We start from the raw sequence: 16,789 nt of genomic DNA on the forward strand, positions 1-16,789 counted from the left end.
ATCCGCGTTCGTGTCGATTCCGCAACATTCCCCACAAATCGACTGATACCCTATTGTCTAACAAATCCTGTATACGTATTAAGTCGGACAACTAGGAAGCTCGTTAGCGTGACACTGCGCGGTGAAGCTTCCGGTCACAAGGGGAGAGGACATGATGGCTTCATCACGTGGAACCGTACGTATCGGCGCATCGCTGCTGGCGATCGGCATGGCCGGACTGGCGCAGATGGCGGCGGCACAGGATGCTCCGACCGGCGGATCGCAGAATGCCGATCAGGTCGCGACCCAGGGGACCGACACTGACGAGATCGTCGTCACCGGCGTGCGTGAGAGCATCCGGTCGGCGCAGGCGATCAAGCGCAATTCCGATCAGATCGTCGATTCGGTGAACGCGCAGGATATCGGCAAGCTGCCCGACGCGAACACGGTCGAGGCGTTGCAGCGCATCACCGGCGTGCAGATCCAGCGCCGCTATGGTGAAGGCGCCACCGATTTCGACCATCGTACCCAGCCGGCGATCACCGTGCGCGGCCTGACGCAGGTCCAGAACTTCCTCGACGGTCGTGCGGTCTATTCCGCGTCGGGCGGCCGTGCATTCGATCTGGAAGGCATTCCCCCCGAATTGCTGGCCGGCATCGACGTGTTCAAGAACGCGCCGGCCAACGTTATCGAAGGCGGCGTCGGCGGCGCGATCAACCTGCGCACGCGCAAGCCGTTCGATTCAGCCAAGGAAGTCATCAGCGTCACCGCGAAGGGCAATTATTACGACCGGGTCGACAAGTTCGGCGGATCGGTGTCCGGCCTGTACAGCAACCGCTACGATACCGGCATCGGCGAGATCGGCCTGCTGCTGAACGCGGTCTATTCCAAAAGCGCCTATCGGCAGGACGGACTGCTGGTCGGTGCGCAGGATACCATCCCGCCCGGCTCGGTTCCGGGTGCCCCGGCGAACGCGAAGGCGCCGTTCGGTTTCCAGGTCTATGACGATACCGGTGATCGCAAGCGGCTGGGCGTGGCGGCGGCGCTGCAATGGCAGGCGAGTGACTCGCTGTTGCTGACGGCGCAGTATCAGGGGACGAAATACTGGTTCGACCGCACCGGTGCCTATTATTATCAGTTCAACAACCTGTCGCAGCAGCGCGATGCCACCGGCACCGTCACCACCTATGCCATCGATCCGCAACCGGGTGCGGACTTCACGTTCAACGACGAAGGATTTGCCACGTCAGGCGCGCTGCGTCGGCAGACGTTCGAAACCGGCCGGTTCGATCAGGAATTGTGGAGCGGATCCCAGAATTACACGCTGAACGCCGAATGGCAGGCGACCGAGCGCGCCAAGGCGACGTTCGACGTCCAGTATCTCAAATCCTACTACAATGCCGATCGCAACGGCCATGTCCTGTCGCTGTACAACCGTACCGGACAGAACGCGCTGAACGCGCCGCATCCGTCGATCGTCGATTTCGACCTGCGCGGCAAATACCCGCGCTGGGATATCCGCGACAGTTCGGTATTCACCAACCCGGCCAATTACAGCCTGCCGTTCATCGCCGATGCGCTTCAACGCAACGACGCCGATACGCTCGCGCTCGCCTATGACCTCGAATATGATGTCGAGGGCGGCCTGATCCAGAAACTGCGCGGCGGTGCGCGTTTCGCGGAAAACAACATCGACCTGCGCGGAACGTGGAACGGGCTGTCGCTGTACGACGGGCTTCCGGCGAATGCCGCCAACGTGCCTGCGGGCACGCCGCTGATCCCGCTCAGCCGCTTCCCGCAACTGGCGATGAAGGGTCCGTCCAAAAACTGGTTCGACGGCAACAGCGTGACCGGCGGGCTGCTCTATCCCGCGCTGCCGGGCGGCGACGGCGTGTGGGAACAGACCAAGGCGCTGTACCAGTTGTTCGGGCAACAGACGAAGGATGCGTTCACTCCCGGCGACCTGAACAACCAGACCGAAAAGACGTACACCTTCTGGGGTCTCGTGGATTACAAGCGCGATCTGGGCGGCGTGATCGTCGACGGAAATATCGGCGGCCGGCTGGTCAAGACGTCGACCACGTCGCGCGGTACGCAGTTCGAAGCGAACGGCACCGCCACGCCGATCGCGCTCGACAAGGATTACACACGCTTCCTGCCCAGCTTCAATCTGCGCGTGCAGTTCACCGACACCTTCCAGACCCGTTTCGCCTATTCGAAGGGGCTGGCGCGGCCCAATTTCGACCAGCTGTCGACCAATCTGACGCTCAACAACCCGAACCAGGTCAGCGCGATCACCGGGCGGCCCAGCGCCAGTTCGGGCAACCCGCGCCTGAACCCGATCGAATCCGACAATTTCGATCTGACCGCCGAATGGTATTTCGCGCCCGCCGGTTCGCTGACCGGTGGCGTGTTCTATAAGAAGGTCGACGGGTTCCTTGCCGGGGGCACCGTGGTTCAGTCGTTCAACGGCGTCGCCTACGATGTCGGCACGCAGCTCAATTCGGGCAGCGGCACGGTGAAGGGCGCGGAGGTCGGCTATCAGCAGTTCTTCGACTTCCTGCCCGGCGTGTTCAGCGGACTGGGGCTGCAGGCGAACTATACGTTCGTGGATTCGAACGTGTCGAACCCGTTCGCGACCGCAGGGTCGAATATCCCCACGCAGGTGCCGCTCGAAAAACTGTCGAAGCACAGCTACAATCTGGTCGGCCTGTACGAAAAGGGGCCGCTGACCGCGCGCCTCGCATGGAGCTGGCGCTCCAGCTATCTCGACACCACCTTCGGCAGCGGGGCGAACGGCATCCCGCAATATGCGCAACCCTACGCCTCGCTCGATGCCTCGGTCAGCGTCAATGTAACCAGCAAGATCGCGGTGTCGGCGGATGTGGTGAACATCAACAACCGGATGAACGTCACCTATATCGGCACCCCGGGACAGCCGCTGCAATATCAGCTCAACGACCGCCGTTTCGGGCTGTCGGTTCGCGCGACCTATTGATCCCCGGCCGCCGGCATGGTTGCCATGTCGGCGGCGGCACAGGATGGGAAGGGGCGATGACGATCGAGGCGCGGCACATCGCCGTCCATCATCCCGGCGACGAGCGTGAGCCGGTCGTCGTCGTCGACCATGCTACCGGCATGATGGCCGATCTGGTCGATCACGCCGCCACCCGGTCTGCCTTTGCACCGGCGGATCGCGTGGGCAGCGGTTATCCGGGGCTGCTGGGATCGGCACCGACGCGCTATGTCGATGCGCTGGTCCAGATCGCCCTGCCGCTGATCGCCGCGCATTTCGGCACCGGCCCCGTTCGTCCGGTGCGCGCCCGCGGCAATTTTTCGCTGGTGACCGCCGATCCCGCCGCGCTCGCGCCCGACCAGCGCGTGCCGCATGTCGACACCGCCGACCGGTGGCAGTTCGCCTGCGTCCATTATCTTTGCGGCGAGGCGCACGGCGGCACCGGCTTCTTTCGCCACCGCGCCACCGGGTTCGAGACGATCGATCCGGCGCGTCTGCCCGCGTTCGATGCAGCACGCTCGGCCGAGGCGGGACGGGATGCCGCGCGGCAAGGCTATTTCCCGGCGGACGGCGACGAAGCCTTTGCCCCGATCGCCGCATGTCGCGCCCGGCCCGACCGGATCGTGCTGTATCGTGCGGCACTGCTCCATTCGGGGCTGGTGACCGCACCACCGCCGCATGCGGCCGATCCGCGACGCGGGCGGCTGACCGGCAACCTGTTCCTGCAATGCGTGGCGACGACATGAGCGAACCCCTGCGGACGATCGCGATCATCGGCGGCGGCACCGCCGGATGGATGGCCGCCGCCGCGCTGTCGCGGGTGCTGGGTCGATCGGTCGCGATCAAGCTGGTCGAATCCGAAGCGATCGGCACGGTCGGGGTGGGGGAAGCGACGATTCCGCCGATCCGCGCCTTCAACGCATTGCTCGGCATCGACGAAGACGCCTTCGTTCGCGCGACGCAGGGCAGCTTCAAACTTGGGATCGAGTTCGTCGACTGGGGCGCGAAGGGCGAACGCTATTTCCATCCGTTCGGCGCGTACGGCATGGATTTCGGCACGGTCCCGTTCGACGGGCTGTGGCACCGGATGCGGGCGCAGCGGGCTGCCGAACCGCTGGAAGCCTATTCGATCTGCGCCGCCGCCGCCCGCGCCGGACGGTTCCAGCGGCCGCTGACCGACGGCGGCAATACGCCGCTGCACCATATCGGCTATGCCTTTCACTTCGATGCCGGCCTCTACGCCCGGTTTCTGCGCAGCCATGCGGAGGCGGCGGGGGTGGTGCGGCGCGAAGGGCGCGTGGTGGACGTCGCGCGGCACGGCTATACCGGGTTCGTGGAGGCGGTGACGCTGACCGACGGCACCGGCATCGCCGCCGACCTGTTCGTCGATTGTTCGGGTTTCCGGTCGCTACTGCTCGGCGATACGATGGGCAGTGCGTTTCAGGACTGGTCGCACTGGCTGCCCAACGATCGCGCCGTGGCGGTGCCGAGCGCGAATACCGGCCCGCCGGTCCCCTATACCCGGTCGACCGCGCGCGAGGCGGGGTGGCAATGGCGCATCCCGCTGCAACATCGCACCGGCAATGGCTATGTCTTTTCCAGCGACCATCTGTCGGAAGACGAAGCGACCACGACGCTGCTGGCGAATCTGGATGGCGAACCGCTGGCCGAGCCGCGGATTCTGCGCTTTCGCACCGGTCGGCGCGATGCGTGCTGGATAGGCAATTGCGTGGGACTGGGGCTGTCGACGGGGTTCCTCGAACCGCTCGAATCGACCAGCATCCACCTGATCCAGGCGGGGATCGCGCGGCTGCTGGAGATGTTGCCGACGCGCGATTGCGACGCGGCGAACACGCGTCGGTACAACCGGTTGATGGCAGCCGAGTTCGATACGATCCGCGACTTCATCATCCTGCACTTCCACGCCACCGCGCGCGACGACACCCCCTATTGGAACCGCGTTCGCACCATGGCGATCCCCGATGCGCTCGCCGAACGGATCGCGATCTATCGTGCGACGGGGCGGGTATTTCGCGAAGGCGACGAACTGTTCACCCGCACCAGCTGGCTGGCGGTGCTCGACGGACAGGGCGTCCGCGCCGACGGGCATGATCCGGTCGCCGCCGCGATGCCGGACGACGAAGCGGTCCGGCGACTGGCACGCATTGCGGCGGTGACCGCCGCCGCCGCCGAACGCATGCCGGCGCATGGCGATTTCATCGCGCAACACTGTGCGGCTACGACTGCATCGCCAGCCTCACCTGTCGCTATCTGACCAAATGACCGTTCGGGAGACAATCGCGTGAAACTTCGCAACATGCTGATCGGCGCAAGCGCTCTGTGCCTCGCCACCGCTGCCATGGCGCAGGCACCGCGCGTCCAGCCGGTCCAGGTCGATCCGAACCGCCCGGACTGGGAGAATCCGGCGGTCCATGCGCGCGGCAAGCTGCCCGCGCACGCCACGGGTTTCGCGTTCGAGACGCGCGATCTGGCGCTGGCCGGGGATCGCGCGCGTTCGGCCCGCTTCCTCAGCCTGAATGGCGACTGGCGCTTTCACTTCAGCCCGTCGGTCGACGGCGCGCCAAAGGGCTTCGCTGCACCGGACTATGACGTGTCGGCATGGAAGACGATCCCGGTGCCCGCGATGTGGCAGGCGCAGGGCTATGGTCAGCCCAAATACAACAATATCACCTATCCCTTTCCCGCCGACCGGCCGCTGGTGCCGCACGACGACAATGAAACCGGCTCCTATCGCCGCGATGTCGATGTGCCCGCGTCATGGGCGGGACAGGATGTCGTCCTGCATATCGGCGCGGCTGGATCGGCCTATCGCGTGTGGGTCAACGGACAGGAGGTCGGCTATTCGGAAGACAGCAAGCTGCCGTCCGAATTCGACGTGACCCGCCATCTGCGGCCGGGCCGCAACAGCGTGTCGATCCAGGTCCATCGCTGGTCGGACGGGTCGTATCTGGAAGATCAGGATTTCTGGCGGGTGTCGGGGATCGAGCGCGAGGTCTATCTGGCGGCGGTCCCGAAAACGCGGATCGCCGACTCGTTCGTACATGCCGGGCTGGATGCGGCGTTTCGCGACGGGCGGCTGGCGGTCGACGTCGCCACCACCGGGACCGACACGGCGCGCGCGCGGATCGTACTGCTCGACGGCACGCGTGAGGTCATGTCGCGCGAAGCGGCGGTTCGCGGCGGGCGCAGCGTGACGCTGCGCGCCGACGTGCCGGCCGTTCGGCGATGGACCGCCGAGACGCCGAACCTGTACACGCTGCTGGTCGAGTTGCAGGATGCGCAGGGCCGCGTGATCCAGTCGACACCGCAACGGATCGGTTTTCGCGACGTGCGCATCGCCAATGGCCAGGTGATGGTCAACGGTCGTCCGATCGTGATCCGCGGCGTCAACCGCCACGAACATGACCCGGTGACGTTCCACGTCATCTCCGAAGAATCGATGCGCCGCGATATCGAGTTGATGAAGCGCAACAACATCAACGCCGTCCGCACGTCGCACTATCCCAACGATCCGCGCTTCTATGCGCTGGCCGACGAATATGGCCTGTATGTCATGGACGAGGCGAATATCGAAAGCCACGCGTACATGGATTACGCGAACAAGCATCCCGAACTGCGCGAAAAGCTTCAGATCGGCTTCGATCCCACATGGGAAGACGCACATGTCAGCCGCGTGATGAACATGGTCGAACGCGACAAGAACCATCCGTCGATCATCTTTTGGTCGCTGGGCAACGAAGCCGGCATCGGGCCCAATTTCGAACGCGCCGCCGCCGCGATCCGTCGCCGGGATGGCGGGCGGCTGATCTCGTATCTCGGCTGGGGCACGCTCGACTGGGAGCATCAGCCGAACCGATATGCCGATATCTATGCGCCGATGTACGACGATGTGGAAAAGATGGTCGACTGGGCCAACGATCCGACGCGGACCCAGCCGATGATCCAGTGCGAATATGCGCATATGCAGGGTAATTCGGGCGGCAATTTCAAGGAATATTGGGACGTCATCTACGCGCATCCCGGCCGGTTGCAGGGCGGGTTCATCTGGGACTGGGTCGATCAGTCGATGTTCCGCACCGACCGGAACGGCAAGCGTTACTGGGGCGACGGTGGCGAATATGGTCCCAATCCGGGCGGCGATATCGAGTTCGGCGACGGGCTGATCCAGCCCGACCGGACGCCCAACCCGCATCTGTACGAAGTGCAGAAGGTGCTGTCCCCGATCCAGTTCGAAGCATTCGATCCGGCGGCCGGGCGGGTAACCGTGCGCAACCGCCACGACTTCCGCGACCTGTCCGGCTTCGCGTTCGACTGGACCGTCGAGGAGGATGGCGTCCCGGTCGCGACCGGGCAATTGCCGGCACTCACCACGGCGGCCCATGCGACGGAAGCGGTGACGCTGGGCCTTCCCGTCCTCGCGCGCAAACCCGGTGCGGAGTATCTGGTCACGGTGCGCGCCCGTGCGAGAGACCGCGCGGTGCCCGGCGTCGTCGCGGGACAGGTCGTCGGCTGGGAACAGTTCGCGCTGTCCGCCACGCCCCGGCCGACGATTGCCCGCAGCGGCACCGTCACGGTGCGTGATGCGGCGGGAGCGGTTACCCTGTCGGCGGGCGGTGCGACGCTGACCATCGACCGCGCGACCGGGCTGGTCGATCGCTATGCCCGTGGCGGCACCGTATTGGCGAGCGGCGGCATTCCGAACTTCCGCCGGGCGGAGACCGACAACGACACGCTGACCGGCACCGTCGCGCAACAGTTTACATGGCGCAGGATGAGCGAGACGCGACAGGTTCGCGCGGTGGCGGTGACGAAACGGCCCGATGGTACGGCGGAAGTGAACGTCGATTTCGAACTCGGCGCGGGCGCGGCACGCTTCACCAGCAGCTATGCGATGGCGGGCGACGGGTCTGTCGCGGTCGTGGGCGAACTGACCCCGTTGAAAAGCGACCTTCCGCCGCCGGCTCGGGTCGGGATGATGTGGTCGCTGCCGTCCGCGATGACCGACGTCGAATGGTATGGGCGCGGGCCGCACGAAAGCCATGTCGATCGCAAGACCGGCGCGGCCATCGGGTTGTGGCGTGGCGCGATCGCCGACCAGAATCACGATTACATGCGGCCGCAGGATACCGGCAACAAGGTCGATGTCCGCTGGATGGAACTGAGCGGCGCGGGGCAGGGGGTTCGGATCGTCGGCGACACGCCGCTGATGATGCAGGCGCTGGCGTTCCCTTATACGGATCTCGACCGGCGCGCGCCGGGCACGTGGAAGTCGAGCGATATCGTGCCGCACGGAAACGGCACGTTGCTGATCGACGCCGCGCAATGGGGCGTCGGCGGCGATACCGCGTGGAACCATGTCGGCCAGCCGCACATGCAATATCGCACGCAACTGGTGCCGACTCGTGTCGCCTTTCGCCTCGAACCGCTCCGGGGGGCGGGGACGACGCCCGACAAGGCCCGTCCGGCCCGCGCGACGGAAGTGCAGTGATGCGGCGCGCGGCGGCGCTGCTGGTCTCGACGGTGCTGCTCCTTGCCGCCGCGCCAGCGCCGGTGCCGCGTTGGGATGCGCCGGGTGCTGGCAACCCGCTGCTGCCCGGCTATTTCGCCGATCCCTCGATCGTGCGTGATCGCGGGCGCTGGTACGTCTTTGCCACGATCGATCCGTGGGGCGACGACCGGCTGGGGCTGTGGACGTCGGACAATGGTCGCGACTGGCGGTTCTCGATGCCCGACTGGCCGACCAAGGCAGCGGCGACCAGCCCGACATCGGGCGATTCGAAGGTCTGGGCACCATCGGTGGTGAAGGCCGGCAACGGTCGCTGGTACATGTACGTATCGGTCGGCAGCGAGGTTTGGGTCGGCACCGCGCCATCGCCCGCCGGGCCGTGGCGCGATGCCAATGGCGGCAGGCCGCTGATCGCAAAGGGGTTCGCGCCTGCCTATCACATGATCGACGCGGAGGCGTTCATCGACGATGACGGGCAGGCGTATCTCTATTGGGGATCGGGCTGGAACTGGACCAACGGTCACTGCTTCGCAGTCAAGCTGAAGCCGGACATGGTTACGTTCGACGGCGCGCCGCGCGACGTGACTCCGCCCGGTTATTTCGAAGCGCCGTTCATGGTGAAGCAGGGGTCGCGCTATCTGCTGACCTATAGCGACGGCAAGACGACCGAGGATACGTACAAGGTGCGCTATGCCGTCGGCGACACACCGTTCGGGCCGTTCCGCGAAGGCGCGAACAGCCCGATCCTGTCGACCGACGCGAAGCGGGGCGTCGTCAGCCCGGGGCATCACGCGATCTTCCGGTCGCACGGGCGGTCGTACATCCTGTATCACCGACAGGGGTTGCCCTTTTCCCCGTCGGGCGATCAGGTGTTGCGGCAGGTCGCGGTCGATCCGCTGACGATCCGCGACGATGGCCGCATCGACCGCGTGGCGCCCGGCCACAGCGCGGCGGTGGCAGGGTTCGGCCCGCATCGCACGGTGGGGTTGCGCTGGCGTGCGGGCGGGCAGGGCCGCGACGCGCTGCACGGGCCGGAACGTGCCGCCGACGACAATTATGCTACGGCATGGGCACCGGCCAGCAACGCACCGCTGCTGGTTGCGGATATGGGGCGGGTCCGCCGGGTTTCCGGCAGCGCGGTACGGATGGCGTTTGCGCATCGAAACTATGCTCTGTCGGTCGATGCGTCGCAGGACGCCAAAACGTGGCGGACGGTCGCCACCTTGCCCGCCGCCAGCGGATCGCCGATCGAACTGCGCCACCCGGTGACCGCCCGCTACCTGCGCTTGCGCGTCCCGTCCGACGCCGCGGTGTGGGAATGGACGCTGCGCTGATCGTACGCGCGCTTGACCCCGGCGGGGCGGCGGGGCCAGACTGACGGCATCACGATGACTTTCGGGGATTGCCGTTCGATGCGTATCGTTTCCTCCGCCGCGCTGGCCGTGGCGCTGCTCGCCATGCCGGCCAACGCCCAGACCGCCACGTCCGCAATGCCAGCATCCGCTGCCGCCCCGACGGCGGCCGACGCCGACGCCTTCGTCGCGACCGTCGAGCGCGAAGCAGCCGAAATATCGGTAGATGCGCAGCGGATCGCATGGGTTAACGCCACCTACATCACCGACGACACCGACGCGCTGGCGGCGAAGGCGGGCGCGGAAGTCACCGAAAAGGCGGTGCAATGGGCCAAGGGCGCCGCGCGGTTCAACACCGTTGCGGGCATATCGGGCGATACCCGGCGCAAGCTGGACCTGCTGAAGAACGGTGTCGGCCTGCCCGCGCCGACCACTGCCGGGGCGGCAACCGAACTGGCGACGCTGACTACCCGCATGTCGTCGGCCTATGGCAAGGGCACGGGAACGCTGGACGGCAAGCCGATCAACGGATCGGATATCGAAGCCGCGATGGGCGAAGTGCGCGATCCGGCGAAGTCGCACGAGATGTGGGTCAGCTGGCACGACAATGTCGGTGCGCCGTTGCGGACCGACTATACCCGCATGACCGCGATCTCGAATGCCGGTGCAAAGGAGCTGGGGTTCGCCGATGTCGGCGCGATGTGGCGGTCGGGCTATGACATGCCCCCTGAACAGTTCGCGCAGTTGACCGACCAGATCTGGAAAGAGGTCGAACCGCTCTATCTGTCGCTCCACACCTATGTCCGCTCGAAGCTGAACGAGAAATATGGCGACGCCGTACAGGCCAAGACCGGCCCGATCCGCAGCGACCTGCTGGGCAATATGTGGGCGCAGGAATGGGGCAACATCTATGACATCGTCGCGCCGCAGGGGGCGGGCGACGTCGGGTACGACACCGGCGAACTGCTCAAGGCCAAGGGGTACGACCCGGTAAAGATGGTGCGGCAGGGCGAGGCATTCTATTCCTCGCTTGGCTTCGCGCCATTGCCCGAAACCTTCTGGCAGCGTTCGCAAATCGTGAAGCCGGCCGACCGGGACGTGATCTGCCACGCATCGGCATGGGATCTCGACAATCGCGACGATATCCGCATCAAGATGTGCACGAAGGTCAATGGCGACGACTTCGTGACGATCCACCACGAACTTGGCCATAACTATTATCAGCGGGCCTATCGCGACCAGCCGTTCCTGTACAAGAACGGCGCGAACGACGGCTTCCACGAAGCGATCGGCGATACCGTCGCGCTGTCGATCACGCCGGATTACCTCGTGAAGATCGGCCTGTTGACCCAGGCGCAGGTGCCGAGCGCTGACAAGGATATCGGGCTGCTGCTGCGACAGGCGATGGACAAGGTCGCGTTCCTGCCGTTCGGGCTGCTGGTCGACAAATGGCGTTGGAACGTTTTCAGCGGCAAGATCGCGACCGGGGACTATCAGAAGGGCTGGGACGCGTTGCGCCTGCAATATCAGGGCATCGTCCCACCGGTCGCGCGCGACGAGACGAAGTTCGACGCGGGCGGGAAATATCACATTCCGGCCACCGTCCCCTACACCCGCTATTTCCTCGCGCGGGTGTTGCAGTTCCAGTTCTACAAGGCGGCGTGCGATCAGGCTGGGTGGAAGGGGCCGCTGCACCGCTGCTCGTTCTTCGGGAACAAGGCGGTCGGCGATCGGCTGAATGCGATGCTCGAAATGGGCCAGTCGAAGCCGTGGCCCGACGCGTTGCAGGCGATGACCGGATCGCGCGCCATGTCGGGCAAGGCGATGGTCGAATATTTCGCGCCGTTGAAGGCATGGCTCGACCGGCAGAACAAGGGCAAGCCCAGCGGCTGGTGACCGCCCTGCGGATGCGATGCAGCCCCCGGCGGGATCGGGGGCTGCATTTCGCCGCATTGCGGCCATTGCGTCGTTTGCAGGTTGCACGCGAGGCGGGACGCGTTATAGGCTCGCCGTCCCGCGCGGGTGTGGCGGAATGGTAGACGCAGCGGATTCAAAATCCGCCGTTGGCAACAACATGTCGGTTCGAGTCCGACCACCCGTACCATCGGCGGTCGCGTCAGAGCGACATGCCGTTGCGCTGGACCTCCAGATGCAGATAGCGTTCGTTGAACCCGGCGACATTGCGCATCGCTTCCCAATTGGGAAACTGCACGACCCGTTTGGTGCGGGTGATGAGGCCGTCGGCCTGTAATGCCTTGAGCATGCGGTTGACATGGACCGGCGTCAGCCCCAGCGCGTCGCCGATCTGTTCCTGCGTCATGGGCAGTTCATAGGCATATTGGTCCGCCAGTCCCGCCGCCTTCAGCCGGATGGCGAATTCGCACAGCAGATGCGCCGCACGCTCCTTGCCGCTGCGCTGGCCGACGTTCAGCACCCATTCCCGCAATATCGACGCTTCGGTCAGGATATTGACCATCATCGCGCGCGCAACCGCCGCGTTGTCGCGGATCAGCGCCTGCACGTCGGCACGTTGCAGGACCGCAACCTCGCCCCGCGTCAGCATCTGCACACTATGGTCCGACACATCGAGAAAGATATTCTGAAGGTCGAGCGCGTCGCCGGGGATCAGCACGCTGACGATCTGCCGATCGCCATCGCTCGACGTTTTCTGGCGATAGGCGAACCCGGATATCAGAACGCCGCATACCGGCGTCGAATCCGCTTCACGCACCGTATAGGTGCCTGCCTCCAGCAATTTGATATTGTGGGGCAGGGCACGGATCGCATCGGCATCCGAGTCCGACAACGGCGCGCGCAGGCGCAGACTCCGTACCAGCAGTTCCAACGGTTGATCGGCTATTTTCATGATACTTCCCGCAGATTTCGGCGGGGAGGATCGCGTCACTCTCGTTCGCCATAGTTTCGGATAACTGGACGACGAACTCGCACCATAACATCTACGCGACGCGTTACGATAACAAATGATGTGACGTACAAACTAGCATTTGGCCGTGTTGCTGATTGATACCGGAGTATCGACGGCCGGCCCGCGAGTCATGATGCCGATCTACCATGCCGGTGGGTAAGTGTTGCGGCATAATCGGAAAATCGTTCGGATCTTACCGTGATATTGGGTGATCGACCCCGTCGCCGCGCCCTGAATGGTGCCGCTGCGCCGATGTGCGAAGTCTGCGTTCCGTTCAGGCGGCGACCGCAGTTGCCGGACGACGATCGAAAAAAAGACGTACGGCATTGATCCGTGTGAACATCTTGGCCGGAAGTCCTGCGTTGTAGGCGAAGCAATCGCTCACGAAAGGTTCGCATGGCCCGCTTTTTATCCTTTGCGCCGCTCCCCCATTCGCCGCGTCCCGGAGGACGCCGTGGCGCCTGATCGCGAACGCAGGCTTCTGCGGCGTCTCGGTATCCTGTTCCTGATGCTGGTCGGTGTCGGCGTCATCGCCTTCGCCGGCATGAACCTGAGCCATACCAAGGCACCGGAACACAGACGCGAAGGCAACGAGCCGGACCTCACGCCCGGAACTCCGACCAACGGAGCCAGTCCAGCGCAAACCACGCAAACGAAGTGATATTATGGGAGAAGCTGCATGCAACCGAAACGTCTCGCCTTTGGCCTGGGCATCTTCTCGATCGCGCTGGGCGTCGTCGAACTGTTGGCAGCAAAGCGGATCGCCCAGACGCTCGACGCGCCCGACCATGCCGGGCTGGTGCGAGGCTTCGGCGCGCGTGAAGTGTTGGCGGGCGTCAATCTGATCGTCGCTCCCGCCGCGTCGGTGAACATGTGGAATCGCGTCGCGGGCGATGCGCTTGATCTGGGTACGCTAGCGCTGGCGGCGAAGCGCAGCCCGTCGAACCGCGCGATCTGGGGCGCGATCGCGTTCGTCGCCGGGGTCACCGTGGTCGATGCCCTTACCGCGCGTGGACTCGACGGTGCGACCGGTCGTTTCCTGCCGAAGCGGCAGGCACGCGCCTGACCAGTCCGCGTAAGTTTTCGTGTCGGCGGAGCGAGTTGCCCCGTGCGCGGTTCTCCTGTCCGAACCAGCACGGGGAACCGCAATGAAGCCTGTCACGCTCGCCCTCATCGGAGCGTCCGCAATCGCCGCCGCCGCCGGTGCGCAGCCGCAAAAGTCGATCCCGGGTCTGGGCATGCAGGCCGAACCCTATGCATCGGAATCGGCGATCCGGCATCCGGTGACGATCGGTTGGCCCGAAGGGCGTACGCCGACCGCGCCGCGCGGTTGGGAGGTGGTGCGCTTCGCCGGTGGTCTGGACTATCCGCGACAGGCGTTGCTGCTGCCCAACGGCGACGTGCTGGTGGCGGAGGCGCGGACCCTGCCCAAACTGGACGCCGAACCGGAAGTGGCACGCGGACAGGCGCTGGCGAAGACGACCGGGTTCAGTGCGAACCGCATCACGCTGTTGCGCGACGCCAACCGCGACGGCGTGGCGGAACAGCGTTTCGTGTTGCGGTCGGGGCTGAACCAGCCGTTCGGGATGCAATATGCCGATGGCCGCCTCTATGTCGCGAACACCGATGGTGTGATCAGCTTTCCGTTCCAGCCCGGCCAGACGAGCATCACCGCCGCACCGCGCAGCATCGTGACGCTTCCGGCGGGCGGATACAACAACCACTGGACGCGCAACCTGCTGCTCAGCCCCGATGCAAAGACGCTCTATGTCTCGGTCGGGTCGGCGTCGAACGTCGGCGAGCATGGCATGGACGAGGAAAAGCGCCGCGCGGCGATCCTCGCCATCGACCTGTCGACCGGGCGCGAACGTCTCTACGCGTCGGGCCTGCGCAATCCGGTCGGCATGGACTTCGTGCCCGGCACCGCCGCGCTGTGGACGGCAGTCAACGAACGCGACGAGTTCGGCGACGACATCGCGCCCGACTATCTGGTCGGGGTGCGCGATGGCGGCTTCTATGGATGGCCGTACAGCTATTACGGCAAGCAGGACCCGCGCCACGCCAATGAGAAGCGCGAGTTGCTGGCCTCTACCTTGCTGCCCGACGTCGCGGTCGGCCCGCATGCCGCCGCCCTCGGACTGGCGTTCGCCAAGCAGGGTACGCCGACCGCGTTCGTCGCACGGCACGGATCGTGGAACCGGTCGAGCTTCAGCGGCTATGACGTCCTTGCCGTGCCGTTCGCGGCAGGGCGTCCGACCGGTGATCCGCAACCGTTCCTGACCGGCTTCATCGCCGATGCGAAGAAGGGGACGGTCCATGGCCGCCCGGTCAGCGTCCAGACCCGCGCCGATGGCGCGATATTCGTGGTGGACGATGCCGGAGATACGGTGTGGCTGGTACGTCGTACCGCCTAAGTCGGTCCGCTTCGCCCCGGAAATGGTCCGGGGCGACCATGGGGAATACGCCTTACAGCGTCACGCCCGACTTCCAGATCCCGATCGCCCGTTCGTCATTCGCTTCGTTGCGTGCCGGTTCGCCCGATGCCACCGCGACGATCCGCGCCAGCAACGCATCCGACGCCGCGTCCTGACCGTCGTCCAGCACGGCGGCGGCGTCATAGTCGATCCAGTTGGGCTTGCGGGCTGCAAGATCATGGTTGGTCGCGATCTTCATCGTCGGCACCGGGCTGCCCAGCGGGGTGCCGCGCCCGGTCGAGAACAGCGTGATCGTCGCGCCCGCCGCTGCCAGCGCGGTCGTCGACACGGCGTCGTTACCCGGTGCATCGACCACCGACAGCCCGGCGCGGCGTACCGGCTCGCCATAGTCCAGCACGTCGCTGACCGTCGCCGCGCCGCCCTTCTGCACCGCTCCCAGCGATTTTTCCTCCAGCGTGGTGATGCCGCCCGCGATGTTGCCGGGGCTCGGATTCTCCGACACCGGTTCGCCGTGGTCGAGGAAATAGCGCTTGAACCGGTTGGTCACCTCGACCAGCCGGTCGAACACCGCTTCGTCGGCGCAGCGCGCCATCAACAGCCGTTCCGCTCCGAAAATCTCCGGGATCTCCGTCATCAGCACGGTGCCGCCCGCCGCCGCGACGCGATCGGTCATGCGCCCGATCAGCGGGTTGGCGGTCAGGCCGCTCATCGAATCCGATCCACCGCATTTGACGCCAAGCCGCAACGCGGACAGCGGCACCGCCGTACGCTTCGCCTCCGCCTGTTCGGCCAGCGTGTCGATCGCGGCCATCGCCTCTGCGAACTCGTCCGCGCTGGCCTGTGCCCGGACGGAGCGGACGCGTTCGCGGACGCTGTCGGGCATGCGGGCGAGCATCCGGTCCAGCTGGTTCGATTCGCAGCCAAGGCCCAGCAACAGCACGCCGCCGGCATTCGGATTGCACGCCAGCGCCGCGAGGATCGCACCGGTACGGTCCAGATCGTCGCCTAGTTGCGAACAGCCGAACGGGTGGTTGAACGCATGGATTCCATCGATCCGCCCCGCATGGCGTGGTCCCGCCGTCTGCGCGATCCGTTCGCCCAGCCGCCCGACGCAGCCGACCGTTGGCAGAATCCATATCTCGTTGCGCGTCGCGACGCTGCCGTCGGCGCGGACATATCCGGCAAAGCCGGGTTCGGCGCGTGCCGGCTGCGGCGTCGCGGGCTGCGGCAGGTATCGATAGGCATCCTCGCCCGCCAGCGCGGTCGCGACGTTGTGGACGTGGACATGTTCGCCGATCGCGATGGCGCGGCGCGCGAGGCCGATCGCCGCGCGATAGCGGCGAACCGGCGCTCCCTGCGCGACCGCACGTACCGCGATCTTGTGGCCCGCCTCGATCGCGTCGGTCGCGGTGACCAGCATGTCGTCGACCCGTACCACTCCCCCGGCGGCAACGGGGGACAGCAGCACCGCCACGTCGTCGTCGCGGTCGACCCGGACCGAACGGACGGGAGCGGCAAGCGCGGGCGAGGGTGCTTCGAGAGTCGTCATGTCCT

At 65.5% G+C, this 16,789-nt stretch carries 11 protein-coding genes and 1 tRNA gene; 10 read left to right on the forward strand and 2 right to left on the reverse strand.

The window, feature by feature from the left end; all coding sequences use genetic code 11:
- Positions 1–151 precede the first annotated feature (151 nt).
- From IFT55_RS14925 to IFT55_RS14955, 7 genes are all read left to right on the forward strand, one after another.
- Positions 152–2,977, forward strand: coding sequence for a TonB-dependent receptor (locus tag IFT55_RS14925; protein ID WP_192093139.1), 2,826 nt, complete (start codon positions 152–154; stop codon positions 2,975–2,977).
- A 56-nt stretch (positions 2,978–3,033) separates the two neighbouring features.
- Positions 3,034–3,741: a DUF6445 family protein gene (locus tag IFT55_RS14930; protein ID WP_192093140.1), complete on the forward strand. Its 708-nt coding sequence runs from the start codon at positions 3,034–3,036 to the stop codon at positions 3,739–3,741.
- Positions 3,738–5,270, forward strand: coding sequence for a tryptophan halogenase family protein (locus IFT55_RS14935; RefSeq protein WP_192093141.1), 1,533 nt, complete (start codon positions 3,738–3,740; stop codon positions 5,268–5,270). The genes IFT55_RS14930 and IFT55_RS14935 overlap by 4 nt, the downstream gene beginning before the upstream one ends.
- Before the next feature lie 42 nt (positions 5,271–5,312).
- Positions 5,313–8,504 carry a glycoside hydrolase family 2 TIM barrel-domain containing protein gene (locus IFT55_RS14940; RefSeq protein WP_192093167.1) on the forward strand — a complete coding sequence of 1,064 codons (3,192 nt, stop codon included), beginning with the start codon at positions 5,313–5,315 and terminating at the stop codon, positions 8,502–8,504.
- The gene (locus IFT55_RS14945) at positions 8,504–9,856 is read left to right on the forward strand and encodes a family 43 glycosylhydrolase (protein ID WP_192093142.1); all 1,353 of its coding nucleotides are present in this window, start codon (positions 8,504–8,506) and stop codon (positions 9,854–9,856) included. Before IFT55_RS14940 ends, IFT55_RS14945 begins: the two co-directional genes overlap by 1 nt.
- A 78-nt stretch (positions 9,857–9,934) precedes the next feature.
- Complete coding sequence (locus tag IFT55_RS14950) at positions 9,935–11,770, forward strand: M2 family metallopeptidase (RefSeq protein ID WP_192093143.1); 1,836 nt, start codon at positions 9,935–9,937, stop codon at positions 11,768–11,770.
- Between the two features lie 122 nt (positions 11,771–11,892).
- Positions 11,893–11,978 (forward strand) — tRNA-Leu (locus tag IFT55_RS14955).
- A gap of 12 nt (positions 11,979–11,990) precedes the next feature.
- Here IFT55_RS14955 and IFT55_RS14960 read toward each other — a convergent pair.
- Positions 11,991–12,740: a Crp/Fnr family transcriptional regulator gene (locus IFT55_RS14960; RefSeq protein WP_192093144.1), complete on the reverse strand. Its 750-nt coding sequence runs from the start codon at positions 12,738–12,740 to the stop codon at positions 11,991–11,993.
- Positions 12,741–13,254: 514 nt separating this feature from the next.
- Here IFT55_RS14960 and IFT55_RS14965 point away from each other — a divergent pair.
- The 3 genes from IFT55_RS14965 to IFT55_RS14975 all read left to right on the forward strand — a co-directional run bounded on the left by IFT55_RS14965 (position 13,255) and on the right by IFT55_RS14975 (position 15,214).
- A complete protein-coding gene (locus IFT55_RS14965; RefSeq protein WP_192093145.1) occupies positions 13,255–13,461 on the forward strand; it encodes a hypothetical protein in 207 nt (68 codons plus the stop codon).
- A gap of 18 nt (positions 13,462–13,479) precedes the next feature.
- The gene (locus tag IFT55_RS14970; RefSeq protein WP_192093146.1) at positions 13,480–13,866 is read left to right on the forward strand and encodes a hypothetical protein; all 387 of its coding nucleotides are present in this window, start codon (positions 13,480–13,482) and stop codon (positions 13,864–13,866) included.
- Positions 13,867–13,948: 82 nt separating this feature from the next.
- Entirely contained in the window at positions 13,949–15,214 is a 1,266-nt protein-coding gene (locus IFT55_RS14975) for a PQQ-dependent sugar dehydrogenase (RefSeq protein WP_192093147.1), read from the forward strand.
- A gap of 52 nt (positions 15,215–15,266) precedes the next feature.
- Here the strand turns inward: IFT55_RS14975 and IFT55_RS14980 are convergent, their stop codons facing one another.
- On the reverse strand, positions 15,267–16,784 hold the full coding sequence (locus tag IFT55_RS14980) for a UxaA family hydrolase (protein WP_192093148.1): 1,518 nt from the start codon (positions 16,782–16,784) through the stop codon (positions 15,267–15,269).
- Positions 16,785–16,789: the final 5 nt, after the last annotated feature.

The sequence above is a fragment of the Sphingomonas sp. CFBP 13720 genome (genome assembly GCF_014842075.1).
In the GTDB taxonomy this organism is placed as follows: domain Bacteria; phylum Pseudomonadota; class Alphaproteobacteria; order Sphingomonadales; family Sphingomonadaceae; genus Sphingomonas.

Bases quoted from the DNA above. Each gene is read 5' to 3' on its own strand.
- IFT55_RS14945 (WP_192093142.1), top strand. From the start codon at position 8,504: ATGCGGCGCGCGGCGGCGCTGCTGGTCTCGACGGTGCTGCTCCTTGCC.
- IFT55_RS14960 (WP_192093144.1), bottom strand. From the start codon at position 12,740: ATGAAAATAGCCGATCAACCGTTGGAACTGCTGGTACGGAGTCTGCGC.
- IFT55_RS14980 (WP_192093148.1), bottom strand. From the start codon at position 16,784: ATGACGACTCTCGAAGCACCCTCGCCCGCGCTTGCCGCTCCCGTCCGT.
- IFT55_RS14925 (WP_192093139.1), top strand. From the start codon at position 152: ATGATGGCTTCATCACGTGGAACCGTACGTATCGGCGCATCGCTGCTG.
- IFT55_RS14975 (WP_192093147.1), top strand. From the start codon at position 13,949: ATGAAGCCTGTCACGCTCGCCCTCATCGGAGCGTCCGCAATCGCCGCC.
- IFT55_RS14970 (WP_192093146.1), top strand. From the start codon at position 13,480: ATGCAACCGAAACGTCTCGCCTTTGGCCTGGGCATCTTCTCGATCGCG.
- IFT55_RS14935 (WP_192093141.1), top strand. From the start codon at position 3,738: ATGAGCGAACCCCTGCGGACGATCGCGATCATCGGCGGCGGCACCGCC.
- IFT55_RS14940 (WP_192093167.1), top strand. From the start codon at position 5,313: ATGCTGATCGGCGCAAGCGCTCTGTGCCTCGCCACCGCTGCCATGGCG.
- IFT55_RS14950 (WP_192093143.1), top strand. From the start codon at position 9,935: ATGCGTATCGTTTCCTCCGCCGCGCTGGCCGTGGCGCTGCTCGCCATG.
- IFT55_RS14930 (WP_192093140.1), top strand. From the start codon at position 3,034: ATGACGATCGAGGCGCGGCACATCGCCGTCCATCATCCCGGCGACGAG.